Here is a 25,251-nt window from a genome sequence, read left to right as displayed (position 1 = left end):
GCAGTCGCGGATGGGGGTGACCTGGACCATGCCGGGCGTCGACTCGCCGTACGCCTCGGCCACCTCGGTCAGGGCCTCGCACGAGATGTGGTCCCCGTTGCCCAGCAGCAACGCCATGGTGTTGGCCTCGCGCAGGACGGACTGCCTGGTGTCGCCCCGCAGTTGCGCGGTGAGAGTGAACGCCACCGGCACCGTGAACAGCAGGATGGCGACCGCGGACGAGCAGGATGTAGCTGCGGATGAGCTGGCGGTTCATGAGACGCCCGAGCTCTCGTCGCCGCCCTTGCCGTTCCCGCCGTTCCCGCCGTTCCCGCCGTGCTCGGCGTCCTTGGCGATCTCCAGCCGGAAGCCGACGCCCCGGACCGCCTCGATCGCGATCGCGCCCTTGAGCTTCCGCCGCAGCGGCCGCCACATGCACATCGAGCGTCTTCGTCGGCCCGAACCAGTTCGCGTCCCAGACGGCCTCCATGATCTGCTCGCGCGACATCAGCGCGCCCGGCTCCTCCGTGAGGAAGGCCAGCAGGTCGTACTCCTTGGGCGCGAGGGCGACCTCGTCGCCGTCCAGGCGGACCCGGGCGGCCTTGCGGTCGACCGTCAGGCGGGTGCCGTACCGGTCGGGGCCGGCGTCGGCATGGGCGCGCGGCTGTACGCGCCTCATCACCGCCCTTATGCGTGCGATGACCTCTCGTACGCCGAAGGGCTTGGAGACGTAGTCGTCCGCGCCGAGCTCCAGGCCGACCACCCGGTCCGTCTCGTCGCTGCGCGCGCTGATGACGATGATCGGGACGTCACCGCGTTCGCGCAGCGCCCTGCAGACGTCCAGGCCGTCGGTGTCGGGCAGGCCGAGGTCGAGCAGGACGACGTCGTACGGCTCGGAGTGGCTGAGTGCCGCGCCGCCCGTGGGGACCCACGCCACCTCGAAGCCGTAGCGCAGCAGGCCGCGACGGAGCGACTGGGCCACGGGTTCATCGTCTTCCACCAGGAGTACGCGCACAGCCGCACTCTAATCCTTGAAACTTAATTCACACTTGTTTCACGGTCGACGTCACAGGTCACACGTGTCTGACGCGCGTCTCGCGAGTATTCCGTGGGCGGATGGGCAGGAGCTCCGCTGGAGCGGCCGAAGATCGCTGTGTGAGCGGGACATCTCACCATGCGATATCCCGTAAGGGGAATTCGGCCGCTCGTTAGACTGAGCCGACCGCAGACGGACTGAGCTAGGAGCGCACGTGGGCCTTGTCGTGCAGAAGTACGGAGGCTCATCCGTAGCCGATGCCGAGGGCATCAAGCGCGTCGCCAAGCGAATCGTGGAAGCGAAGAAGAACGGCCACCAGGTGGTCGTCGTCGTTTCCGCGATGGGCGACACGACGGACGAGCTGATCGATCTCGCCGAACAGGTGTCTCCGATGCCTGCCGGGCGTGAGTTCGACATGCTGCTGACCGCCGGAGAGCGGATCTCCATGGCACTGCTGGCCATGGCGATCAAGAACCTGGGTCACGAGGCCCAGTCGTTCACCGGCAGCCAGGCAGGCGTCATCACCGACTCGGTCCACAACAAAGCCCGGATCATCGATGTCACGCCGGGGCGTATCCGGACCGCGCTGGACGAGGGCAACATCGCCATCGTCGCGGGGTTCCAGGGCGTCAGCCAGGACAAGAAGGACATCACCACGCTGGGGCGCGGCGGGTCGGACACCACCGCCGTCGCGCTGGCCGCCGCCCTCGACGCCGAGGTGTGCGAGATCTACACCGACGTCGACGGTGTGTTCACCGCCGACCCGCGCGTGGTGAAGAAGGCCCGGAAGATCGACTGGATCTCCTCCGAGGACATGCTGGAGCTGGCCGCGTCCGGCTCCAAGGTGCTGCTCCACCGGTGTGTGGAGTACGCCCGCCGTTACGACATCCCGATCCATGTGCGCTCGTCCTTCTCCGGACTGCCGGGCACCTGGGTCAGCAACGAGAAGCCCGAGTGGCAAGGGGACCAGCAGGTGGAGCACGCCATCATCTCCGGAGTCGCCCACGACGTCTCCGAAGCCAAGATCACGGTCGTCGGCGTCCCGGACAAGCCGGGCGAGGCCGCGGTGATCTTCCGGGCCATCGCGGACGCGGAGATCAACATCGACATGATCGTGCAGAACGTGTCGGCCGCGTCGACCGGTCTCACGGACATCTCCTTCACCCTCCCCAAGTCCGAGGGCCGCAAGGCCATCGACGCCCTGGAGAAGGCGAAGGGCGGGATCGGCTTCGACTCGCTGCGCTACGACGACCAGATCGGCAAGATCTCGCTGGTCGGCGCGGGGATGAAGACCAACCCGGGCGTCACCGCGTCCTTCTTCCAGGCGCTGTCCGACGCGGGCGTGAACATCGAGCTCATCTCGACCTCCGAGATCCGCATCTCGGTCGTCACCGCCAGGACGACGTCCCGAGGCCGTCCGCGCCGTCCACTCGGCCTTCGGCCTCGACTCCGACAGCGACGAAGCCGTCGTCTACGGAGGCACCGGCCGCTGATGCCTCCACCCGGATCGACCGGTTTGCCGGGTGGGCCTGCGTGACCGGTCCGGCCGGTCCTGGGTCGGCCGCGTCCCGGTCGGCCGAGTCCGCGTCGATCGCCGTGCCGGGGCGGTCGCGGTTCGATCGACGGGTGTGCCCGAGTGGGCCGGCGTGACCGGTTCGGCGGGGCCTCGGTCGGCTGCGCCCGGTCGGTGGGGGTCGGGTCGGTCGCGTCCGGGGCGACAGCCGGACCCCGGGTGTCCGCGTCCGGGGCGACAGCCGGACCCGGGTGTCCGCGTCCGGGGCGATCGCCGTGCCCGGTCCGCCGGGCGGCCCGCGCTCGCGGTTGTGGGAGCGACCGGCACCGTCGGTGCCGTCATGCTCCGGATCCTGTCCCAGCACGCGGACATCTGGGGCGAGATCCGTCTCGTCGCCTCACCGCGATCGGCCGGCCGCAAGCTGACCGTGCGTGGCGAGGAGGTCGAGGTCGTGGCGCTGTCGGAGGAGGCCTTCGACGGCGTCGACGTCGCGATGTTCTCCGTGCCGAGGACATCGCCGAGCGGTGGGCGCCGATCGCCGCCGCCAAGGGCGTCGTCGTCATCGACAACTCGAACGCCTTCGGATGCACCCGGACGTCCCCCTCGTCGTCCCCGAGGTCAACCCGCACGCGGTACGGCAGCGCCCGCGCGGGATCATCGCCAGCCCGCACTGCACGACCCTGTCGATGATCGTCGCCCTGGGCGCGCTGCACGCCGAGTACGGCCTGCGCGAGCTGGTGGTCTCCACGTACCAGGCGGTGAGCGGGGCGGGACGGGCCGGCGTCGACACCCTGCGCCGGCAACTGTCCCTGGTCGCCGGTACGGAACTGGGGACCAGCCCGGAGACGTACGGCGGGCCGTGGGCGACGGGACGGGCCCGTTCCCGAGCCGGTCGCGCTGAACGTCGTACCGTGGGCCGGTTCCGCCCAAGCGGACGGCTGGTCGTCGGACGAGATGCAGCTGCGGGACGAGTCCCGCAAGATCCTCGGCCTGGCGAAGCTCCCGTGGCCGTGACCTGCGTACGCGTGCCGGTCGTCACCGCGCACGCGCTGACCGTCCACGCCCGCTTCCAGGGCGAGGTCACCGTCGCCGGAGCCGGGAGATCATCGCCACCGCGCCGGGGTCGTGCTGTTCGACAACCGGACGCGGGGGAGTTCCCGACCCGGTGGACGTGGTCGGCACCGACCCGACCTGGGTCGGCAGGGTCCGGCGGTCGCTGGACGACCCGACCGCGCTGGAACTTTTCGTGTGCGGCGACAATCTGCGCAAGGGCGCCGCGCTCAACACGACACAGATCGCCGAGCTGGTGGCGGCCGAGCGGGCCTGACCGCGCCGGCCCGCCTGACCTGCGGGTAACGCTCTGTGCGGTCCGTAGCGATCTGTTGATCTTGTCGGAAACCACTCTGATTGCGGCAGAAAACGTTTGTAGGATCCAGGTGAGAACGGCGCGAACAGAAGTTTTGCTCCCGCTGCCCGCAACCGCGCGGGTGGCGGGGAGCGTCTTTGCGGTCGCCCTTCCGGGGCGTGGGACGTCGTGACCATGCGGGGGACGCGCGGTGACCATGGATTTAGGGGAAGAGCGGGACGCATGAGGGTGGCTGTGTCGGATGACGCAAAAGTGATGCCGGATGCGTACAACCCTGACGGGGGGATGCGTGTCCAACATGCGTGGCAGAGGTACTGGACTTCAGAGCGGCGACGCGCGGCACAGCCCTGCGTCCGCCCGCCGACCCCGCGTGCGGGTACGCACGGCGGCATGCCGGTGATCGCGCCGATGCCCGCAGCGCGGCCGGCCGCATACCCAACCAGCGTGACGGCGTTGACGAGAGCGTGGCGGCGGGGACGACGGTCGATCACCTGACCGAGACGTACCGCGCCACTACCGCTCCCTCCTCGGCCTCGCCGCGCTCCTCCTCGACGACACCGCGTCCTGCGAGGACGTCGTCCAGGAGGCCTTCATCCGGGTCCACTCCGCGCGCAAGCGCGTCCGTGACCGGAGAAGACGCTCGCCTATCTGCGCCAGACGGTGGTGAACCTCTCCCGCTCCGCGCTGCGCCGCCGCATCCTCGGCCTGAAGCTTCTCTCCAAGCCGATGCCGGACATGGCGAGCGCGGAGGAGGGGGCGTACGACCTGCTGGAGCGCGACTCCCTCATCAAGGCGATGAAGGGCCTGCAGCGCCGCCAGCGCGAGGTCCTCGTCCTGCGCTACTTCTCGGACATGACCGAGGCGCAGGTCGCCGAGACGCTGGGCATATCGCTCGGCTCGGTGAAGGCGTACGGCTCACGGGGCATCGCCGCGCTGCGCATCGCCATGGAGGAACCGGCATGAGCGGCGATCAAGGCCAGGACCGGAAAGACCAGGGCCAGGACCGGGAGCGGGAGCGGGAGCGGGACCAGGCGCAGGAACCGGTGCAGGAACCGGTGCAGGGGCAGGAGAAGGACCGGGCACGGGGGGCCGAGGCGCAGGGGCCGGAAGCGCGAGGGTCGGAGGCTTCGGAACCCGGGATCTCGGAACCGGGGTCTCGGGGCCGGGGGTCTCGGGACACGAGGTCTCGGAGCCGGGGGTCTCGGGACACGAGGTCTCGGAGCCGGGGGTCTCGGGACACGAGGTCTCGGAGCCGGGGGTCTCGGCACACGACGTCTTGGAACCCGGGTCTCCGGACACGACGTCTCGGCATCCGAGGTCTCGGGACACGGGGTCTCGGAACCCGGGTCTCGCGACACGAGGCGCCGGGACGCGAGGGCTCCGAAGGTGAGGGCTCGGAACACGGCGATTCGGGCTCGGCGGTAGCCGGGCGTGAAGGGCACGGGGGTGTCGGCTGGGGGAGCGACGGTTTCCGGCCCGTGGAGTTCCGGGCCGGTAGGGTTTCCGGCAAGGGGGCCCGATCCAACGGGAGTTGGCCGGCCGGAGTCACCGGACCAGGCCGCCACGACCAAGAGCACAAGCAATCGCACGCTGGGAACGGAACTGTGAATCACGGCCCCGACGACGAGGCCCTGGACGGGCTCGGCTCGGAAGAGCTGGCACTGCGCACGATGCTGCACCAGGCGGTGGGCGGAATTCAGCCGACCGACGCGGTGCTGGACCATCTTCGGCAAGCGGTGCCCGCCGACGGGCCCGCAAGCGGCACGCCGCCATCGGTCTGGCCGCCGCCGCGCTGTTCATCGGCACGGCCGTCCCGGCCCTCCTGCACGTCTCGAACGTCACCGGCGCCGCGTCCGACCCCTCCGTCATCGCGGGCCACGGCTCGGCGACCGACGGGGACAAGGGCACGAGCAAGGGCCCCGACGGCGGCGAGAGCACGTCCGGGGGCAACTCGGGCACGGTCAAGGACAAGCCGTCGAGCACTCCCTCGGGCGGCGCCGGTGACCCGGACAAGGGCAGCGGCAGCGGCAGCACGACCGGCGGCGCCGATCCGACGTCCAGTGCCGTGACGTCGACCATCTGCGACGCGACCCAGCTGGGCTCGGCCACCGGTTCGGTCGGCGATCCGGACGCCAGCGGTGTGGTCTACGGCACGTTCCGGGTCGTCAACGTCTCCAGCGCCAGCTGTACGGTCGGCGGCGCAGGCACGGTGTCCCGCTGGCGCAGGGCGCGGCGGACTCGTCGAAGGTGGGCACCGCCGACCACACGGCGGGGGACGCGGCGAGCGGCCTGCCCGACCCGGGCCTCTCGGTCAGCGGACTGGTGCTGGCACCCGGCGCGGCGTACACGGTGCAGTTCGCCTGGGTGCCCTCGGAGACATGCCCCACGACCGGCACCGGCTCCGACGGCGGCACCACGGGCGGCTCCACGGAGTCCCGGCGCCCACCCCGAGCGAGAGCACCGACTCGTCCGCGACCACCTCCACCGGCGGCGACACGGGCACCTCGGCCCAGCTGCTGACGGAGGACGGCACAGTCGCCGACGGCAGCGTGGCGGTGTCCTACACGGCGGAGGCCGGCTCGCCCACGGTGACGGCGACGGTGTCGAACGCGTGCGCGGGCACGGTGTACAAGACCGGGGTCATGGCGGCGACGTCGTAGCGGTCCCGTACGGGTCGGCCACGCGTCACAGCCAGTCCAGTCCAGCCCGGGTCAGGCGCTGGCGCCTTCCCGCGTCGGTTCCGCGGAGGGCGTCTCGGCGGGCGTTTCGTCGGGCGGCGTGATCCCCAGCTCCGCGTCCCGGGCGAACTCCGCCTCGCGGCGCACCAGCCGGAACCACATGAAGACGACGAAGCCCGCGAAGACGAACCACTCGCCGGTGTAGCCGAGGTTCTGGAACGCCTTCAGGTCGAGCCCGGTGTTCGCGGGCGCGGTCGCGGGTACGGCCTTCATCCCCGAGTCGCCCTTGTCGAGGGTGACCCAGGCGTCGTACACGTCGTACGGCACGAGGTTCACCAGCGAGGCGGCGCTGATCGCGCCGGTCTGCCCGGCCGGGAGACCGCCCACCGCGCTCACACCGTTGGACCCGGCGACTCGGACGCCTGCAGCGCACCGATGACGGTGACCTCGCCGGTCGGCGGGGCGGGAGCCTTCGCGGGGTCGGCGGTACCGGGCAGCCAGCCCCGTACGACGGGCAGCGCGCTGCCCCCGTCGGTGCGCAGCAGGGTCAGTACGTAGTAGCCGTCCCGGTCGTCGAGCTGTCGGCCCGGGACGAGCAGTTGTTCGGCGTATCGCCCGGTGACGGTGACGCGGTCCCGGAGGTCTTCTCGTCGACGGGCAGCAGCTCGGCCAGCGGCCGGGCGGCCTCCCCTTCTCGGCGGAGACCTCCTTGGTGGCGGTCCTGTGGTCCTGCACCCGGTCCTCGAACCGGCTCAGCTGCCACGACCCCATGAACACGCAGAAGGGGATGGCGAGCAGCACGAAGACGTTGATCCCCCACCAACGGGGCGTCAGCAGAAACCGGTACACGCCTTCCAAGGTACGGGGCGGGGGTGGGCGCCGGGCTCGCGGGGTCGGAGTTGTCCACAGCGTCCACAGCCCGAGTTGTCCACAGGCTGGGGACCTCGGCGGCGGATTGTCGTGCCGGGCGGGCAGTATGGGGCCATGGCTGAGAGCAACGGGTCCACGCCGACCACGCATACGTCCGACACGACCGTCCCGGACTGGGAGAAGCGGTTCCGGGCGCCGAGGGTGTCGCTGCCCGACTGGGCGGAGGACGCGCCCGACCGGTCCCTGTTCGTGTCCAACGCGACGGGCACGTACGAGCTGTATGCCTGGGACCGCGCCACGGGCGAGCAGCGCCAGGTGACGAACCGGCCGAACGGCACGACGGACGGCGTGCTGTCGCCCGACGGCGAGTGGATCTGGTGGTTCGACGACAAGGACGGCGACGAGTTCGGCGTGTGGCGCCGGCAGCCGTTCGGGGGCGGCGCGGACGACGCCGAGGACGAGCTGGCGACGCCCGGCCTGGACGCCTCGTACCCGGCGGGGCTCGCGCTGGCCCGGGACGGTCGTACGGCGGTGGTGGGGCGCTCGACGGACGAGGACGGTACGACGATCCATCTGGCGGTGGCCGGCGCGTCCCCGACCGTGATCTACCGGCACCGTGAGTCGGCGGGCGTCGGTGACCTCTCGCACGACGGTTCGCTGATCGCGATCGAGCACACGGAACACGGCGACGCGATGCACTCGGCGCTGCGCGTCCTGCGCCCGGACGGTACGACGGTCGCCGAACTCGACGACACCAAGGACGGCGCGGAGGAACTGGGCCTGGAGGTGCTGGGCTTCGCGCCGGTGGAGGGCGACACACGGCTGCTCGTCGGGCATCAGCGGCGCGGGCGTTGGGAGCCCCTCGTATGGGACGTGGTGAGCGGGGAGGAGACGGACCTCGGCCTCGAACTGCCGGGTGATGTGAGCGCGGAGTGGTATCCGGACGGCTCGGGCCTCCTGATCGCCCACGGCTTCGAGGCGCGCAGCGAGCTGTTCCGCTACGACCTGGGCTCGCGCGAACTGGTGAAGGTGCCCACGCCCGCCGGCACGGTCTCGGGGGCGACGGCCCGGCCCGACGGCAGCGTGGAGTACCTGTGGTCGTCGTCGGCGCAGCCGTCGTCGGTGCGCTCGACGACCGGAGCGGTGGTCCTGGATCCGCCCGGGCTGAAGTCGCCGGGTTCGGTGCCCGTGGAGGACGTGTGGGTGGAGGGGCCGGGGGGCCGTATCCACGCCCTGGTGCAGAAGCCGGCGGGGGCGGACGGCCCGTTCCCGACGGTCTTCGACATCCACGGCGGTCCCACCTGGCACGACAGCGACTCGTTCGCGGCGGGCCCGGCGGCCTGGGTCGACCACGGGTACGCGGTGGTGCGGGTCAACTACCGGGGCTCCACCGGGTACGGGCGTGAGTGGACCGACGCCCTCAAGCACCGGGTCGGTCTGATCGAGCTGGAGGACATCGCGGCGGTACGGGAATGGGCGGTGAGCTCGGGCCTCGCGGACCCGGACCGGCTGATCCTCTCCGGCGGTTCCTGGGGCGGCTACCTCACGCTGCTCGGCCTCGGTGTCCAGCCCGAAGCGTGGGCACTGGGCCTCGCGGCGGTGCCGGTCGCGGACTACGTCACGGCCTACCACGACGAGATGGAAGCCCTGAAGGCGATGGACCGCACGCTGCTGGGCGGCACCCCTGAGGAGGTCCCGGAACGCTTCGAGGCGTCCTCACCCTGACATACGTCGACGCGGTGACCGCGCCGGTGTACATCTCGGCCGGCGTGAACGACCCGCGCTGCCCGATCCGCCAGATCGACAACTACGTCAAGCGCCTGGAGTCCCGGGGCGCGGTCCACGAGGTGTACCGCTACGAGGCAGGACACGGCTCCCTGGTGGTGGACGAGCGGATCAAGCAGGTCCGGCTTGAACTGGAGTTCGTGGAGCGGCATTTGGGGGCGTGAGTCGACGGGGTTCTGGGAGCCGACTATGGCGACGGTGCCGTGATCGTCGCTGTACTTGCGCTCTGCTTACACCGAGCGCCCTTCGCCTCGTGGTCGGCGAGCTGAAGGGCCCGGCCCGGCCCCGCCCCAGCCCGGGTTCGGCGAACATGCTGTGGTTGACCAGGAATTTCAGCAGGGTGTGCAAGCCTTCGGTGTGCTGCGGCTCAGTGGCGGTAGAGAGCCAGGATCTCGCGGTAGTAGGGCGGCAGGGGCTCAAGCGGTGGGGTGCCGCCAATGGATTGGGTCATGGCCACCATCAGCGCCATATTTAGCCCGACAATTACCGAAATTGGTGCGTCGGTCTGGCGTCTGGAGCTTCCACTTCGGAGAGAAGGAGGCCAGCAGACTTTATACCCTCAAGTTACCCTCAGGACCTTGGGTATCTGCTTGTCGCGTGCATGCCCTGCGCATAGTGTCAGTGTGCTTGATCGCCACGGGGGCGGTCCACCGGAAAGGTGTCACATGGGCATCGGTTCGCGGCGTGCTTCGACCGGCGCTGCCATTGCCGCACTGCTTCTTTGCTTTGGGGCTGCAGGAACTGCTGCCGCAGAGGAAGAGGCGGCGGATGGCGCGGCCGTTTCTGTCGACCAGGCGACGGAGATCAATGACAAACCGGGCTGGGAAGACGGGACTGACAAGCCGATTAACGATAGGGATACGCGTATATGTGACGGCCCGCGGACGTGGTACGAGTTCTCATCCAATAAGGCATATTTCGTTCCTTCGTGGTGGAACGGGACCAAGTTCAAGGATGGGCCGGGCGGCACCATGACGGTTGCCGTGACCAAGACCGGCACTATATCCCTCGAAGTCTCGGGTAGTGGCGAATGGTCGGCCGGAGCCCTCCTTGCGAAGGCCAAGACCACGATTTCCGTCAAGGTTGCTGGCAGCGTGTCTGTCTCTACAGGTCATACCTATACCCGCCCGATCAAAAGCAACAAGTATGGGCACATGCAGTACGGTTCCTGGGATATAAGACGAGCTGGAAGAGGTACCGATCCATCCGTGATGGCTGCGGCGCTCCTCAAGAGATCGGTCGCGGTACTGTGACGCTACCCACAGATGAAACCGGCTGGCACTTTTGGGAAACCAACTCATGACATCTTCGTACCTGCGTGCGGTCCGGCTCGCCGGAAGCGCCGTAGTGGTGGCTTTCCTGCTCACATCGTGCACAGAATCCGACAGTGTCGGGGGCGAAGCTGAGAGTTCTTCACAGTTGCCTCCATCGCGCTCGACTCCAACGGCAACTGGGCCGTCGGAGAAAGAACTCACCAATCAGGCTCAGGCGGCCCTCGCCGCCGTTCACGGCGGGGCGCTTGTCGAGGCTGGTGTGGAACGTGTGACCGACGGTATTCACACCGAACCCGGGCTGAGCAAGGGCAAGATTTATCGGCTCAACTTGATTTGCGCTGGCAGTGGTAGCGCAGAATTGGAGTTCGTGCCCACAAACGCTGGTACAGCGGCCTCGGTGCCATGTGATAAGTCAGTGGTCCAGCAGCGGATCACTGTGGACAAGCTGGTTCGCATCAACGTTAACGGCGCCAAGGGGGCGACCGGTGTGATCGCTTGGCAGATCGACGCCCTGTAATCCGGGCATGGGGCGTCCCAGTAGCGATACTGGGACGCTCGTACGAGGGCCTGGCAACGGGCATGGCTGGCGCCGGAGTTGAGGCGAGGCCCGCTGGTGCACGGCTGGGATGACGAGTTCCAGGGCTGGACGCTCAAGCGGGTGAAGCTGAGGGCATGTGTTCTAGGCTCGCAAAGTGACTGAGACCGTTGTGTTGGACATCGGAGAGACGATCACCCGGGACGATCGCTATTGGGCTTCCTGGGCCGATTGGCTGGCCGTCCCCCGCCACACCCTCTCCGCGCTCGTCGGTGCTGTTGTGGCCCAGGGCCGCGACAACGCCGACGCCCTTCGTCTTGTTCGGCCGGACATCGACATCGACGCCGAATATCGGGCCCGCGAAGCTGCTGGCCGTGGTGAGCAGCTCGATGAGAGCGATCTCTACGGTGACGTACGGTCTGCTCTGTCCGGACTGCGGAAGCTCGGGGTGCGCGTCATCATCGCAGGCAACCAGACGGCTCGTGCAGGTGAGCTACTTCGCGGCCTGGGTCTCCCGTCGGACCTGATCGTGACGTCGGGGGAGTGGGGTGTCGCGAAGCCCCAGCCGGCATTCTTCGAGCGTGTTCTGGACGTAGCCCAGGCGGCACCGAACGAGACCGTGTACGTGGGCGACCATCCTGCCAACGACGTCTTCCCGGCGAAGGCGGCCGGGCTGCGCGTCGCTCACATCCGGCGTGGCCCGTGGGGACATCTATGGGCGAACGACCCGGATGTCGTCGCGATGGCGGACTGGCGGATCGACAGCCTCACCCAGCTCACGGAGATCGTCGGTGGCTGACAGCGGTCGGCCCCAACAGCCAGCCCAGTGGGGCTGTTCGCATCCTCGCTGTGTCTCGGCCCAGGTACGGTTCAGCGTGAGGCCCTGAACTGGAGCAACCATGGCTGCACCCACCGGCGGCGGGGTAGGAAGGCGGATCGCCTACTACCGCAGTGTTGTCCGTCCGAAGATGTCGCAGCAAGAACTGGCGGCTGCCGCGTGCGTGGCACTCGGCACCATCCGCAAGATCGAGCGTGGTGAGCGCGGTGTCAGCGGCACCACCCTCGAAGCCATCGCAGACGCTCTCGGTATCGATCCCACTCTCCTCCTCGCCGACCGGGACACCACTCGCACTCGCGTCCACGACGCCCTGCCCGCGTTGTCTGCGGCGATCGCGACGTACGACCTTCCCGACGACGGCCCGGTCCGTCCTGTCCCTGAGCTGCGGGCAGCTGTCGCCGAAGCCGCCCGCTGGAGACTGGCAGCGCAGTACACCCGCATCGCCCGCGAGCTGCCTGAACTCCTCGGCGAGCTTGCCCGCGGCTATCACTCGGCTTCCGCCGTAGAGCGAGCCGAACTGGCTGGACTCCTGGTCAGGGCCTATCGCTCCGCGGATGCCGTCGCGTACAAGTTCGGCGCCCGCGACCTGTCCGCGCGCCTGATCGATCTCATGCGGTGGGCCGGGCCCGAGGCGGGCGATCCGCTTCTGTCCGCGTCCGTCGCCTACGTGCGCACCGAGACCTTCTTCGCCGCACGTGCACACGCTGCGGGACTGCGTGCCTTGGAGCAGGCCCTGGACTCCGCACCAGCCGCTCGTACGACGCCGGAGATCGCAGCACGCGGCGCACTACACATGCGAGCGGCCGTCATTGCGGGCCGGGCACATGATCCCTCCGCCGCCGCCACTCACCTTGGCGAGGCTCGCTCACTTGCCGACCAAGTGCAGGAAGACGTGTACTGCGGCACTGCGTTCGGTCCCGAGTCCGTCCGTATCCACGAGGTGTCTGTCGCCGTCAGTCTTGGAACCGACCACGTTCACCGCGCCCTTGACGTCGCAGGGGAGTGGAAGCCGCCCCAAGACCTTCCGGCTGAACGTCGCTCCGGTTTCTACATCGAGCTTGCCCGGGCCCAGTTATGGTCCGGGCTCGCGGATGATGCTTTCGAGTCGCTGAAGGTCGCGCGGCATATCGCCCCGCAGCACACGCGTGAACACCGGTGGGTCCGTGAGGACGCTGGCACGCTTCGTCGTTTGAAGCGTTCCGACTCGGAGAGCGTCACCAGCTTCGCCGAATGGTGCGCTGCCACCTGAGCGCCCCCCAACTACCCCTCACTGGGGTACTTGTGCCTCTTGTCGGACCCCACCATCTGTCACATGCGTAGGAACCAACAGATGGGAATCGGGGATGCCCAACGCACTCCCGCTCGTGCCGACGGTCGTTGACGAGCGCGTGAGGCTCGTTCGACTGCACGGTGAGCTCTGCTTCCACTGCGGGGCCGTCAACAAGACCCTGCGCACGGCCGGACACGTAGTGGTCCGTGGCAGCACCCGCGTGTGGCAGATCGTCACGTGCGGGTGCCGAGCGGCATGACCTCGGCGTGACCTCCGTTGGGAGAGACGCCAGCAGGCCCCGGCGGTGCGCGAACACCCCGGGGCATGGCCGACTACGAAGGAGTCGACGTGAACCTTGTACCACGATTGCTCGAACGGGTGAGAACACTCCTGCTCGGGCCGGCTGCATCCAGCAGTCCCACTCCTGATGCGGACCGGGAAGACGGCTCAGGCATGATCGCGCGCGATCCGTCGCCGGAGATGTGGGGAGCCATCCTCATCCATGCCCGACGTCGCAGGGCTCAGCGCCAAGAGTTGGTGTCGGTGCCCGCTCGGGACATCGAGCCGGGCGCAGCCACTCCGGTGCGCGCTCACGCCTTTCCACCGAACGGACAGGCGCGAGCGCTGGCCTTGTCGGCGCAGGGGGCTCGGTGATGGTGACCGTGTACAAGCCGAATCTGGGCGACACCGTCGAGGACGCCGACACAGGCAGGATCGGCAAGGTCATGGGCTGTGAGGGGCCGTACGTACAGGTGCGGCCGGTCGGTGGTGGCCGGGAATGGGATGCGCGGCCGGAGAATCTCCGGCCCGTCACCGACGCCGACGCTCTGAGTTCGGCCGTCGCGGTGGCCAACGCTCGTTCACGGGGAGAGTGGTTGTGACGGCGAACACCTCCCTGCCCCTGGACGTCGAGACGATGCGCGCCAGCGCGTACCGACTGCTCGTGCCAGACGCCGCGGTGCCCTCCGTGGAGGAACTTCACACGCTGATGCTCATGCTGCGGGGGCACCTGGCGCTCATCATCCCCGAAGTGGGGCGGGCTGCCTCCGCACGGCGCGGTGACGACACCCTCATCCGCGCGGACGCCCGGATGGCCATCTCCGAGACGTGCAGGAAGCTGCGCATCAAGCCGAGCCCCGGCCTGAGTTCCCACCTCGCGTACGCGCGCCGTCTTTCCCGCTCCTTGAATGCCCTGTGCGACCACTACGAGAACCTGCGCGGCGCATAGCAGCTGGGCAATGAGCGCCAGATCCGCAGAAGACTTGACGCTGTCCGCCGAGTGCACGGCCGCGAAGTTTCTCGACTGCACCGACACGCACGGCAGGCGCTGTCAGACCGATGACGTACTTCTGTCGCAGAGCACGGGCGTCCTGCTCCGTGTCCGCTGCCGCTGTCACGCACGGATCGCGGGCACAGGACGGGCCCGGTAGATGCGGCGGGGGCGAAAACCTACACCGTTCCTAGAGACTGAGCGGGAGTGAGTCTTGTTGCCAAAACTCATGCTCGGCCGAACGCCCCGGACGGTGTTGGGCGTTCTGGTTGCCCGCGTTCGCTCCGCGTCCGGGCGGCACGGATCGTGTCCGTGGTCCGGGGATGCGGGGGCGGGGTTCCTCACGTCCAGGGACTCCTGGTCCGGCCTGGACGGTCCGATGCCCCACCGCATCTCTCCGGGGTGGTGGGGGCGGTGTCGTCCGTCGCCGGATCGGGTGTCCCTGGGCGCGCCTTCCGATCGCCACGGCAGCAGCATCATGGCGAGTTGTCTTACAGGTGGTTGTGGTGAGGGGCTTCTGCCAGTGCTGGGCACCCCACCGGCTGGTGTAGGCGGGGTCGACGGCGATGACCGCGATACCCGACTGGTCGGCCATCGAGGACAGCCGGGCACGGAGTTTGCCGGTGGGCATGCCGGAGATCAGCTGGCGGAAGCGTTTCCTGCGGCCGTGCTTCTCCCGGGTCTTCTCCGCCGTGAAGTCCAGGTCTTCCACCGCGATCGCCTTCACGCCGCACGTTCGGGCCCAGTGCAGGAGGCCGGTGAGGGCGTGGCGGACCTGGGCGTCGCGGTGTCCGGCGGTACCGGTCAGGTCGTAGGAGAAGCGGCGCGGGCTGCCGGTGGGGTTGCCGTGGGTGTCGAGGTGCCAGGCGGCGAGGTGGTCGGCGTTCATGTCGACGCCGATCACCCCGTGGGCGAGCGCGGCCTCCATCGGCACGGTCGAGGTGGGCGGGATCTGCCAGGACGCTGTCACGTACCAGCGGTCCCGGCCCGTGTCCAGGTGGATGCGGTAGGCGATCGCCCGGTTCGCCGCAACGCGGTCCGCCCACTCGCCGCCCCGGTGCGCGAACACGACCCGGCAGGCGAGGACGTACCGGCCGTGCGGGGCGTTCGCCAGATACCCCAGCGGTGCGGGGAGTTTGATGCTGACCTCGCCGTCGGGGCTGATACGGATGGTCTCGTTGCCGTAGCGCTTCCAGGACTCCCCGTCCGCCTGGCAGAACCAGCGCTCCGCCTCCCACCGCCCACGCCACGCGGACTCCGTCAGCCCGGCCGCCTCCAGGTGGTGGCGGGTGCGGGCCAGTTGCTTGCCGCCGCGCACGACATGCACGACACCGGCCTCGCGGTCGGCGCGTGCGGCGGCAAGCCGGTCTTCCAGGACCCGCAGCCGCCGGGACTTCGCGTGCCATTCCCGCTGGGACCGGTAACCCCCGGGCGCCTTCTTTGTCCCCTTCTGCCCGACCGGCAGGGACAGGCGGCGCTCGATGGCGCGGACGCCTGCTTCCAGGTTCTGGACATGCGCCGACTGGCAGCGCCGGGCCAGCGCCCACTGGTCATGGGTGGCTTTGGTGATACTGCCCGCCCACCGCGATGACGACAGTGGCGTCAACTCCCGCTTCCGCACCGCCCACGCCGCACCGGAAGGCGACAGGCCGTCCCGGCATCGTGTCTTGAGGTCCTTGGAAGCCAGCGACCCCAGATGCGCCCCCACCAGCCGCAGCACCTTCTCATCGCCCGGCGTCAGGAGTTTGAGGCGGGTCCGCACGGCCACACCGGACGGACCGGACGCGACGAACGACGCCGCGATACTCCTCAGCTCACCCACCCCGCCACCCCCGCCCGAAGATCCCGTCGCCGTGGGAAACGAGCACCACCCGGGAAGGTCACGCATTCGACCTAGGAACGTCAGTTCCTCACTGAAACCGGCCCTACGGGCGAAGCGCGCGACACGACCGAGACCAGCAGCACTCACTCCCGCTCACCAGAACGCACTTACACGCGCTCCCGCGGCAGCAGCTCTAAATGCCCGCCCGCTCCCCCCGCCGCCGACCCAACAGCTCCGCCAACCCCCGCCGGGTGGCAGCCAGCACCACGCGGTCCTCCGCCCGCAGCACATACGTCGCCGGCAGATCCCACACCAGCCCCGAGGGCCGGGCGTCCTCCCCGGCGCCCTCGGAGCCGGGGCTCACCCCCGTGTCCAGCGCCAGCACCCGCCACGACCCCGCCCGAAACGCCTCCCCGACCGTCCGCCCCTCCAACTGCGCATGCCCGCCCACCCGCATCGCGGCGAACAGCAGCACCCGTCGCTCGACGGGAATCGTGCCCAGGATCTGCGTCTGGCGGCCCATCATCGCCCCGGCGAACGCGGGCGCCGACAGGTGCGACACGCTCCGGCTGCGGGTGGTGGCGCCGGGGTGCGCCGCGCGCAGGGTGCGGTACACGGCGGTGGCGAAGTCGTCGTCGTACAGGCGCAGGACGACGCGCAGGTCGGGCCGTACGGAACGCCCGTACAGGACGGCCTCCAGGTTCGTCGTGTCGGCGCTGGTGAGGGCGAGGAGGGCCTGCGCGCGGTTGATCTTCGCGGCCTCCAGGACGCCCTCCTGGGTCACGTCGCCCAGCACCACCGGCACCCGCAGCCGCCGTGCCGTCGCGAGTCCGCGCGCGTCGGGGTCCGCCTCGACGCACACCACCGGGATGTTCAGTTCACGCAGCCGGGTCAGCACCCGGGTACCGATCTTGCCGAGCCCGAGCAGCACCACGTGCCCGCTCAGCCCGCGCGGCGGCTTCCGTACCGCCGATCCGCTGCGAAACGTACCGAGCGCCTCCAGGACGGCGGCCAGCAGGACCGGCAGCAGCAGCAACCCGACGAGTCCGGAGAGGAGTTGGAGGATCTGGCGGGGCATCGAGGCGCCGAGCGCCGGGTCGTTGATCGCGAAGAGGTCGAGCAGGGTCAGGTAGGTCGCGTGGACGGGATGGTCCCCCGTCGCGATCGTCAGCGCGATGGCGAGGGCGATCACGCACCCGACCATCCCGGCCAGCGACCACCGCAGCCGCTGGGAGAACAGGGAAGCGAACGGCGGCACGACGCCCCGCCCGCGCCCGCCCGACATCGACGTCCCGGAGTACGCGTACGACACCTGTTGCAGCACGACCGTTCCGCGTCCGGTCGCCGCCGCGACCGCGGCCGCGTCGGGGAGCAGCCGGGGTCCCTGGTCACCGCTGCCCTCGGAGCCGTCCGCACCGGCCGGGTCGCTGCTCGTGGCGGAGAGCAGGGCGAGGGTGTGCAGGCCGGGGTCGGCGACCTCGCCCGGCGCCGGTGGCTGCCGTTCAACGGCGCGCAGCAGCAGTCTGTCGGTCTGGACGACCTTGCTGGTCCCGGTGATGGCGGTGGCGGCGAGCGCGGGGGCGGCGGTGTCGGCGTCGGACAGGACGGTGGTCGACGCGTCGAGATCGCCGGGCTCGGTCGTGCCGTCGCCGGGGTCCGCCGACAACACCGATGCCTGGTCGAGGAGTTCCTCGATGTGCTGGCCCAACCGTCGGTTGTAGAGCCGCAGTACGAGCCGCAGTCGTGGGTTGAGGCGGCGGGCGGTGAGTGCCGCGCGGATGTTGGTCTCGTCGTCGTCGTACACGAGGGCCAGGGCCGCGGCCCGCTCCGCGCCCGCCTGGGCGAGTACGGCCTCGGTCGCCTCGACGGCTTCCAACATCCCTGCGTGCGGCCCGGGTTCACTACTGCCTGCCCCGCCCGTAGTCCCGTTGCCCGCCGCCCGGTTGACGGCCGCGGACATCCGGTCGAGCAGCGCCGACGCGGTTCCGGCGGCCCGGACGACCACCGGTGGCCGTACGTTCCGCTCCGAGGGCGGGACGACGAGTGTGACCTGCTCGCCGTAGACGTTGCGGAGTTCGTGGGCAAGACGGTGGGCGAGCCCGTCGTCCCCGGCCACGATCATGTGCGCGGCGGGATCACCGGTACGAGGCCCGTTCGGCCCGCTCTGACTCGGAAGGTTCCCCAGGATCGCCACGAGGGAGAAGACTGCCGTACCGGGACGGGCGGTTGCGGGCCGGGGCCCGTCGGATGATCAAATCCGCGGTCAGGCTCGCCCCCCGTTGTGCACCCCGTCGGACACCCCGCTGCGGCCCACGATCCGCCCCGCCCGGTCGATACAGATCACGTCGACCGCGACGGGCGCCCCGCGCAGCACGGTCAGGGCCTCGTCGCGTGCGGCCACCGCGACCAGGTCGCCGAGCGGGACACCGGCCGCCGCGCACAACTGCAGTGCCGCGAGGCCGGTGTTGGCGCCCGTGACCTCGGCGGCCAGTGTCTCGCTCGCGCCGCCGCGCCGGGCCAGTTCGGCGAGGAGGCCCAGGTCGACCTGCGAACGGGCGGAGTGCAGATCCAGGTGACCGGCCGCCAGCTTCGACAGTTTCGCGAACCCGCCGCAGATCGTGAGCCGGTCGACGGGATGACGTCGTACGTACTTCAGTACCGCTCCCGCGAAGTCGCCCATGTCGAGCAGGGCCTGCTCGGGGAGTCCGTAGGCGGCCACGACCGTCTTCTCCGAGGTCGAGCCGGTGCACCCGGCGACATGGGTGTGCCCGGCGGCCCGGGCCACGTCCACGCCCCGCCGGATCGAGTCGATCCACGCCGAGCAGGAGTAGGGGACGACGATCCCGGTGGTCCCCAGGATGGACAGGCCGCCGAGGATGCCCAGACGCGGGTTCCAGGTGGACCTGGCGATCTCCTCGCCGTGGTCGACGGAGACGGTGATCTCGACGTCGCCGCTCCCCCCGTGTTCGGCCGCCACCCGGGCCACGTGGTCGCGCATCAGCTGCCGGGGGACCGGGTTGACCGCCGGTTCGCCGACCGGCAGCGGTAGTCCGGGGCGGGTGACCGTGCCGACGCCCGGACCGGCCCGGAAGACGACGCCGGACCCGGCGGGCAGTCGGCGCACGGTCGCGCGGACCAGTGCGCCGTGGGTGACGTCCGGGTCGTCGCCCGCGTCCTTGACGATGCCCGCCATGGCGTACGAGCCGGTCAGCTCCTCGGTGGCCAGCGCGAACGCCGGTGTCTGGCCCCTGGGCAGCGTGATCGTCACCGGGTCGGGAAAGTCGCCGGTCAGCAGGGCGGTGTACGCCGCTGTCGTGGCGGCGGTCGCACAGGCGCCGGTGGTCCAGCCGGGGCGCAGGCCGGTGTGCTTGAGTTGGGCGCCGCGCCCGCCCCTGGCCTCGCTGCCGCCCTTGGCCTCGCTGCCGCTCATCACCACTCGCCGCTCATGAAGGGAACCCGGTCCTCGTGCACGTACTGATCCTGGGCGGAACGGCCGAGGCCCGCCGTCTCGCCGAGCTCCTGGCGGCCGAAGAGGGTGTGCTCCGGGTGACGAACTCGCTGGCCGGACGGGTCTCCGCGCCCCGGCTGCCGCCCGGCGAGGTGCGCGTCGGCGGTTTCGGCGGGGCCGAGGGGCTCGCCGAGTGGCTGCGCGCGCACCGGGTGGACGTGCTCATCGACGCCACCCACCCCTTCGCCGGGACGATCAGTTTCCATGCGGCGCGGGCCGCCGCCGCGGTCCATGTTCCCCTGCTCGCGCTCCGGCGTCCCGGCTGGGTGCCGGTCGAGGGCGACGACTGGCACGGGGCCGGCTCCCTGGAGGGGGCCGCCGCGCTGCTGCCCACGCTCGGCCGGCGCGTGTTCCTCACCACCGGGCGCCTGGGCCTGGCGGCCTTCGCCGGCGCCGCGCTGGACGAGCTGTGGTTCCTCGTCCGTACCGTCGACGCGCCACAGGCTCCGCACCCCGCCCGCATGGAGGTACTGCTCGACCGGGGCCCCTTCACCCTCGACGGCGAACGCGAACTGCTGCGCCGCCACCGCGTCGACGTCCTCGTCACCAAGGACAGCGGCGGCCCGGCCACCGCCCCGAAACTCACGGCGGCGAGGGAAGCGGGCGTCCCGGTGGTCGTCGTACGGCGCCCGGCGGTGCCCGAGGGTGTGCGCGTGGTCGAGGGGCCGGAGGAGGCGGTGCGGGCGCTGCGGCTGGGTGGCTGTCCCGCGCCGTGCGAGCCGGGCTGACCGCCCCGGCCGGGGTGCGGGCGCGGCTCCCGCCTGGGTCCCCGGGTGGGACTCCAACCGGGGCGGGGTGGTGCGGGCGTTGCGGCTGGGCGGTTGCCCCGCGCCGTGCGAGCCGGGCTGACCGCCCCGCCCGGGCCCGTACCCCGGGCACGGCCCCACCCGTACCCCGGGCACGGCCCCACCCGTACCCCGGGCACGGCCCCGCCCGTACTCCGGCACCGCCCCGCCCGTACTCCGGGCACGGCTCCGCCCCGGAGTTCGGCAGAGCCGTCTCCTTGCCGGCCAATCCGCCGCGGAGCCTGGACGCGCGGCTCGCCCCGGGCGGCCGGGTGTCGCTCCAGACCATCACCATGCCGCACGAGCGTTGCTCGCCACCCGGGACACCTTCACCTGGATCCACAAGTACGTCCTCCCCGGCGGGTTCATCCCGTCCACACGGGCGATCGAGGACACGGTCCGCGACCACACCCGCCTGCGCCCGGCCCGACGTGACGGTTTCGGCGCGCACTACGCGGAAACCCTGCGACTGTGGCGGGAGCGGTTCACCGCACGTGCGGACGACGTCGAGGCGCTCGGCTTCGACGAGACCTTCCGCCGGTTGTGGACCTTCTACCTCGCCTACTCCGAGGCCGGGTTCCGCTCCGGCTACCTCGACGTCCAGCAGCACCTCTTCACGAAGGAGCCCGCCGCCACCTTGAACACCCACCACGAGGGACGGTGAACGGCGTGGACGGCTTCCCGTGGGGGGCCTTCGCGCAGGGCCTCGCCCCGGCCGCCGCCGCTGCCCTCGCCGTCATGCTCGTCACCTTCGCCGCCGCCGTACGCACAGGCCTGCACCGGATCGTGGACGTCGCCTGGGGGATCGGGTTCACGGGGGTGGCGATGGTGAGCCTCGTGGCCTCCGCCGGGGACGGTGATGTCGTACGGCGCCTGCTGGTGACCGTACTGACAGCGGTGTGGGGGCTGCGGCTGGCGGCGCACATCGCCCGCCGGGGCCGGGGGCACGGCGAGGACCCGCGCTACGAGGCACTGCTCGCGAAGGCCCCCGGCAACCGGAACCTGTACGCCCTGCGCATGGTCTACCTGCTGCAGGGAGGGCTGGTCTGGCTGGTGTCGCTGCCCGTCCAGGCCGCGCAGTACGTGGCCGGACCGCTGTCGGTCCTCGCCTGGATCGGCGTGGCGTTGTGGGCGGTCGGTCTCGGCTTCGAGGCGGTGGGGGACGCGCAGCTGGCCCGGTTCAGGGCCGATCCGGCGAACCGGGGCAGGATCATGGACCGGGGTCTGTGGGCCTGGACCCGGCATCCCAACTACTTCGGGGACTTCTGTGTGTGGTGGGGCATGTTCCTGCTGGTCTGCGACTCCCCGGAGGCGGCGGCCGTGACCGCTGTCTCGCCGGTGGTGATGAGCCTGCTGCTGACCCGGGCAGCGGAAAGCGCCTGCTGGAACGGCACATGGCCGACCGGCCCGGCTACGCGGAGTACGTGGCCCGCACCAGCGGTTTCCTCCCGCGTCCGCCGAGGCGGAAGGCGGCGGGCCCGTCGTGACCGGCCGGGTCGGGGAGAATGGGCCGTCCGGCCCGAACACCGCCGGTGCGCGCGGGCACGTGGACCGGGGCTGGGAGAGCGGCGGCATGCGGCAGTACGAGACCGGATTCCCCACGGCGCCCACGAGCGCGTTGCTGCCCCGCCGTTGCCCGTCGGCGCCGGGCGCCGTCGTCGTATTGCACGGCGGGCGGGAGGCGGGCCCGTCGTGACCGGTTTTTTTGACGCGCCCGCGAGCGCGTTGCTGCCTCGCCGTTGCCCGTCGGCGCCGGGCGCCGCCGTCGTCGTACTGCACGGCGGGCAGGAGGCCAGCGACCGCCGCTCCCGGCCCTGGCAGCTCGCCGCCCTGCGGATGGACCCCTTCGTCCGAGCGCTGACGGCCGCCTTGCCCGGCCAGGACGTCCTCGTCGCCCAGGTCCGCTACCGGCTGCGCGGCTGGAACGGCTCCCGGGCGGACCCGGTGAGCGACACCCGCCGGGCGCTGGACGAACTCGCCGAACTGGCCGGGCCCGTGCCCACGGTGCTGCTCGGCCACTCCATGGGCGGCCGGGCCGCCCTGCGCGCCGCCGGTCATCCGCAGGTGCGCGGCGTGGTCGCGCTGGCTCCGTGGTGGCCGCCCGGCGAGCCGGTGGAACAACTGGCCGGCAGGCACCTCATCGCCCTGCACGGCGAACGGGACCGCGTCACCTCGCCCGCCGAATCCGCCGACTGCGTACGCCGGGCGCGGGCGACGGCGGTCAGTGCGGGCATGGCCTTCGTCGGCGGGGGAGACCACCCGATGCTGCGCCGCCACCACTTCTGGCACGGTACGGCGGCGGCCCTCGTCGCTCATCTCCTCGACCCCACCGGCACCCCCGACCCGCTGCCCGCGGACTGCTACGGCCCCGGTCCCGGCCCCGGTGGTTTTCCCGTCCTCTGAGGACGGGTTCGCCGGGCACCACGGGTGAGGTACCCGGCGAACGTGGTCGCGGTCAGCTGCTGAGCATCAGCACGCTGGGTGGGGACTGGCCAGGACGGCGCACGCGATCGGTCCCGAATCTCCCGAATCTCTCAGACCCCCCGGATATCTCAGACCCCCCGAATCTCCCCGACATCCCTGACCGAAACCTGTCGGGAGCTTTACTGCACATTGATTGCAGGTGACTGTGACTGGCAGCAGTCTGGAGCGATGAGTCGTGAGGAGTGGATCAGGGTCGGTGGCATGGCCGCCTTCATCGTGGCGCTGCATGTCATCGGCTGGTTCACGCTGGTCGCGCTCGTCGCGCCCGAGCACTACAGCGTGGGCGGGAAGGCCTTCGGCATCGGCATCGGCGTGACCGCCTACACGCTCGGTATGCGGCACGCCTTCGACGCCGACCACATCGCCGCCATCGACAACACGACCCGGAAGCTGATGGGCGAGGGGCAGCGCCCGCTGTCCGTCGGGTTCTGGTTCTCGCTCGGCCACTCCAGTGTCGTCTTCGCCCTCACCCTGCTGCTGTCGCTGGGCGTCAAGGCCCTCGCCGGACCGGTCCAGGACGACGGATCGACCCTGCACAACGTCACCGGCCTCATCGGTACGACCGTCTCCGGGACGTTCCTCTACCTCATCGCCGGCATCAACCTGGTCATCCTCATCGGCATCTGGAAGGTGTTCCGGCAGATGCGGACCGGCCACTTCGACGAGGACGCGCTGGAGGAGCAGCTGGGCAGCCGGGGCTTCATGAACCGTCTCCTGGGCCGCTTCACGAAGTCGATCACCAAGTCGTGGCAGATGTATCCCCTGGGCCTGCTCTTCGGCCTCGGCTTCGACACGGCCACGGAGGTCGCGCTCCTGGTGCTGGCCGGGTCGGGTGCGGCGTCGGGGCTGCCCTGGTACGCGATCCTGTGCCTGCCCGTCCTCTTCGCGGCCGGGATGTCCCTGCTCGACACGATCGACGGCTCGTTCATGAACTTCGCGTACGGCTGGGCGTTCTCCAAGCCGGTCCGCAAGGTCTACTACAACCTCACGATCACCGGACTGTCGGTCGCCGTCGCGCTCATCATCGGCACGGTCGAACTGCTCGGCCTGATAGCCGAACAGGCGGACCTCCACGGCCCGTTCTGGGACCGGGTGTCCGGCCTCGACCTCAACGTCGTCGGCTACGTCATCGTCGGCCTGTTCTTCGGGACATGGGCCGTAGCCCTGGTGGTGTGGAAGGTCGGCCGCATAGAGGAGAGATGGACCTCCGGCCTGGCAAACCCGAACCTGGCGGACACAAAGACGTAACCACCCCCTCCGCCGAGCGGCTCCGGGCGTACGCCGCCTGCTCACGCCGGGCGCGGGGCCTTGCTCGTGCCGGCCGCCCGGCCCCCGCTCACGCCGGGCGCGGGCCCTTGCTCGTGCCGGCCGCCCGGCCCCCGCTCACGCCGGGCGCGGGCCCCCGCTCACGCCGACCGCACGGCCTGTGCTCACCCCGGCCGCACGACCCCCGCTCACGCCGGCCGCACGGCCTGTGCTCACCCCGGCCGCACGACCCCCGCTCAGGCCGCGCAGCGCCTCTCACTCCGTCTCGCTGGCGAGCGCGTTCACCGCTGCCGCCGCGATGGCGCTGCCGCCTCGGCGGCCGTGTACGACCAGGTGTTCCAGTCGGGACGGGTGCTCGGCCAGTGCGGTCTTCGACTCGACGGCGCCGACGAAGCCCACCGGGACGCCGATCACCGCGGCCGGGCGGGGTGCGCCCTCCTCGATCAGCTCCAGTAGCCGGAAGAGGGCGGTCGGTGCGTTGCCCACGGCCACCACGGCACCCTCCAGCCGGTCGCGCCACAGTTCCAGCGCGGCGGCGCTGCGCGTGGTGCCGAGTTTCGCCGCCAGGTCGGCCACCGCCGGGTCGGTGAGCGTGCAGATGACCTCGTTGCCGGCGGGGAGCCGCCCGCGGGTGATGCCGCTGGCCACCATCGAGACGTCGCAGAGGACGGGCGCGCCCGCGCGCAGGGCCTCGCGGGCGCGGGTGACGACGTCCGGCGTGTAGCCGAGGTCGCCCACGAGGTCGACCATCCCGCAGGCGTGGATCATCCGTACGGCGACCTGGGCGACGTCGGCCGGCAGACCGGCGAGGTCCGCCTCGGCGCGGATGGTGGCGAAGGACTGGCGGTAGATCGAGGCGCCGTCCTTCTCGTACTCGAACACAGTGCTCTCACTCATCCGTCGACGTGCGTGCTGCGGGCCCCGGTGATTCTACGAACGCGCGGACCGAGGCCCTTCCCGCCCTCCGTCCCG

The 25,251-nt window shown here is 70.6% G+C and carries 15 protein-coding genes and 10 pseudogenes; 17 read left to right on the top strand and 8 right to left on the bottom strand.

The window, feature by feature from the left end; genetic code table 11:
* Positions 1-256: pseudogene (locus QA861_RS45635) on the bottom strand (two-component sensor histidine kinase); the annotation flags it as partial.
* Positions 253-994, bottom strand: a pseudogene (locus tag QA861_RS45630) (response regulator transcription factor). The pseudogenes QA861_RS45630 and QA861_RS45635, both read right to left, overlap by 4 nt.
* Before the next feature lie 235 nt (positions 995-1,229).
* Between QA861_RS45630 and QA861_RS45625 the strand changes: the two are divergent.
* The 3 pseudogenes from QA861_RS45625 (at position 1,230) to QA861_RS45615 (ending at position 4,857) form a co-directional block, all read left to right on the top strand.
* Positions 1,230-2,508, top strand: a pseudogene (locus tag QA861_RS45625) (aspartate kinase).
* Between the two features lie 330 nt (positions 2,509-2,838).
* Positions 2,839-3,855, top strand: a pseudogene (locus QA861_RS45620) (aspartate-semialdehyde dehydrogenase).
* Between the two features lie 429 nt (positions 3,856-4,284).
* Positions 4,285-4,857: pseudogene (locus tag QA861_RS45615) on the top strand (SigE family RNA polymerase sigma factor).
* A 1,202-nt stretch (positions 4,858-6,059) separates the two neighbouring features.
* Here the strand turns inward: QA861_RS45615 and QA861_RS45610 are convergent.
* Positions 6,060-6,281 carry a hypothetical protein gene (locus QA861_RS45610; protein ID WP_334594826.1) on the bottom strand — a complete coding sequence of 74 codons (222 nt, stop codon included), beginning with the start codon at positions 6,279-6,281 and terminating at the stop codon, positions 6,060-6,062.
* Here QA861_RS45610 and QA861_RS45605 point away from each other — a divergent pair.
* Complete coding sequence (locus QA861_RS45605) at positions 6,273-6,554, top strand: hypothetical protein (RefSeq protein ID WP_334594825.1); 282 nt, start codon at positions 6,273-6,275, stop codon at positions 6,552-6,554. The two genes, QA861_RS45610 and QA861_RS45605, sit on opposite strands and share 9 nt — an antisense overlap.
* A gap of 51 nt (positions 6,555-6,605) precedes the next feature.
* Here QA861_RS45605 and QA861_RS45600 read toward each other — a convergent pair.
* Positions 6,606-7,421 (bottom strand): annotated as a pseudogene (locus QA861_RS45600) (SURF1 family protein).
* 135 nt (positions 7,422-7,556) lie between these two features.
* On the opposite strand from QA861_RS45600, the pseudogene QA861_RS45595 reads away from it, so the two are divergent.
* From QA861_RS45595 to QA861_RS45565, 7 genes and pseudogenes are all read left to right on the top strand, one after another.
* Positions 7,557-9,391: pseudogene (locus QA861_RS45595) on the top strand (S9 family peptidase).
* A gap of 501 nt (positions 9,392-9,892) precedes the next feature.
* The gene (locus tag QA861_RS45590) at positions 9,893-10,480 is read left to right on the top strand and encodes a hypothetical protein (protein WP_334594824.1); all 588 of its coding nucleotides are present in this window, start codon (positions 9,893-9,895) and stop codon (positions 10,478-10,480) included.
* A 46-nt stretch (positions 10,481-10,526) separates the two neighbouring features.
* Positions 10,527-11,018 (top strand): DUF6023 family protein, encoded by a 492-nt coding sequence (locus QA861_RS45585; protein ID WP_334594823.1) that lies wholly within the window; start codon positions 10,527-10,529, stop codon positions 11,016-11,018.
* A 175-nt stretch (positions 11,019-11,193) separates the two neighbouring features.
* Complete coding sequence (locus QA861_RS45580) at positions 11,194-11,835, top strand: HAD family hydrolase (RefSeq protein ID WP_334594822.1); 642 nt, start codon at positions 11,194-11,196, stop codon at positions 11,833-11,835.
* A 100-nt stretch (positions 11,836-11,935) separates the two neighbouring features.
* Positions 11,936-13,123 (top strand): helix-turn-helix domain-containing protein, encoded by a 1,188-nt coding sequence (locus tag QA861_RS45575; RefSeq protein WP_334594821.1) that lies wholly within the window; start codon positions 11,936-11,938, stop codon positions 13,121-13,123.
* A 674-nt stretch (positions 13,124-13,797) separates the two neighbouring features.
* Positions 13,798-14,025 (top strand): hypothetical protein, encoded by a 228-nt coding sequence (locus tag QA861_RS45570; RefSeq protein WP_334594820.1) that lies wholly within the window; start codon positions 13,798-13,800, stop codon positions 14,023-14,025.
* Positions 14,022-14,372 (top strand): DUF6415 family natural product biosynthesis protein, encoded by a 351-nt coding sequence (locus QA861_RS45565; protein WP_334594819.1) that lies wholly within the window; start codon positions 14,022-14,024, stop codon positions 14,370-14,372. Before QA861_RS45570 ends, QA861_RS45565 begins: the two co-directional genes overlap by 4 nt.
* 232 nt (positions 14,373-14,604) lie before the next feature.
* On the opposite strand, the pseudogene QA861_RS45560 reads toward QA861_RS45565, so the two are convergent.
* The 3 genes and pseudogenes from QA861_RS45560 to QA861_RS45550 form a co-directional block, all read right to left on the bottom strand.
* Positions 14,605-16,236: pseudogene (locus QA861_RS45560) on the bottom strand (nuclease/transposase family protein).
* A gap of 193 nt (positions 16,237-16,429) precedes the next feature.
* Positions 16,430-18,358, bottom strand: coding sequence for a potassium channel family protein (locus QA861_RS45555; protein WP_334594818.1), 1,929 nt, complete (start codon positions 18,356-18,358; stop codon positions 16,430-16,432).
* A 141-nt stretch (positions 18,359-18,499) separates the two neighbouring features.
* Positions 18,500-19,666, bottom strand: coding sequence for a cobalt-precorrin-5B (C(1))-methyltransferase (locus QA861_RS45550; protein ID WP_334594817.1), 1,167 nt, complete (start codon positions 19,664-19,666; stop codon positions 18,500-18,502).
* Positions 19,667-19,701: 35 nt separating this feature from the next.
* Here QA861_RS45550 and QA861_RS45545 point away from each other — a divergent pair, with 35 nt between their 5' ends.
* The 6 genes and pseudogenes from QA861_RS45545 (at position 19,702) to nicT (ending at position 24,261) form a co-directional block, all read left to right on the top strand.
* Positions 19,702-20,472 carry a cobalt-precorrin-6A reductase gene (locus QA861_RS45545; RefSeq protein WP_334594816.1) on the top strand — a complete coding sequence of 257 codons (771 nt, stop codon included), beginning with the start codon at positions 19,702-19,704 and terminating at the stop codon, positions 20,470-20,472.
* A gap of 293 nt (positions 20,473-20,765) precedes the next feature.
* Positions 20,766-21,193, top strand: a pseudogene (locus QA861_RS45540) (class I SAM-dependent methyltransferase); the annotation flags it as partial.
* A gap of 5 nt (positions 21,194-21,198) precedes the next feature.
* Positions 21,199-22,016, top strand: a pseudogene (locus tag QA861_RS45535) (DUF1295 domain-containing protein).
* A complete protein-coding gene (locus QA861_RS45530) occupies positions 22,013-22,225 on the top strand; it encodes a hypothetical protein (protein WP_334594815.1) in 213 nt (70 codons plus the stop codon). The pseudogene QA861_RS45535 and the gene QA861_RS45530 overlap by 4 nt, the downstream one beginning before the upstream one ends.
* Before the next feature lie 29 nt (positions 22,226-22,254).
* Positions 22,255-22,932, top strand: a complete 678-nt coding sequence (locus QA861_RS45525; protein WP_334595058.1) for an alpha/beta fold hydrolase — start codon at positions 22,255-22,257, stop codon at positions 22,930-22,932.
* Positions 22,933-23,181: 249 nt separating this feature from the next.
* Complete coding sequence (gene nicT, locus QA861_RS45520; protein WP_334594814.1) at positions 23,182-24,261, top strand: Nickel transporter NicT; 1,080 nt, start codon at positions 23,182-23,184, stop codon at positions 24,259-24,261.
* Between the two features lie 273 nt (positions 24,262-24,534).
* Here nicT and QA861_RS45515 read toward each other — a convergent pair whose 3' ends face one another.
* On the bottom strand, positions 24,535-25,176 hold the full coding sequence (locus tag QA861_RS45515; RefSeq protein ID WP_334594813.1) for a precorrin-8X methylmutase: 642 nt from the start codon (positions 25,174-25,176) through the stop codon (positions 24,535-24,537).
* Positions 25,177-25,251: the final 75 nt, after the last annotated feature.

Source organism: Streptomyces sp. B21-083, assembly GCF_036898825.1.
Lineage (GTDB): Bacteria > Actinomycetota > Actinomycetes > Streptomycetales > Streptomycetaceae > Streptomyces.
The sequence above is the reverse complement of the archived record's forward strand: the minus strand, read 5'-3'. Positions and strand labels throughout refer to the sequence as shown.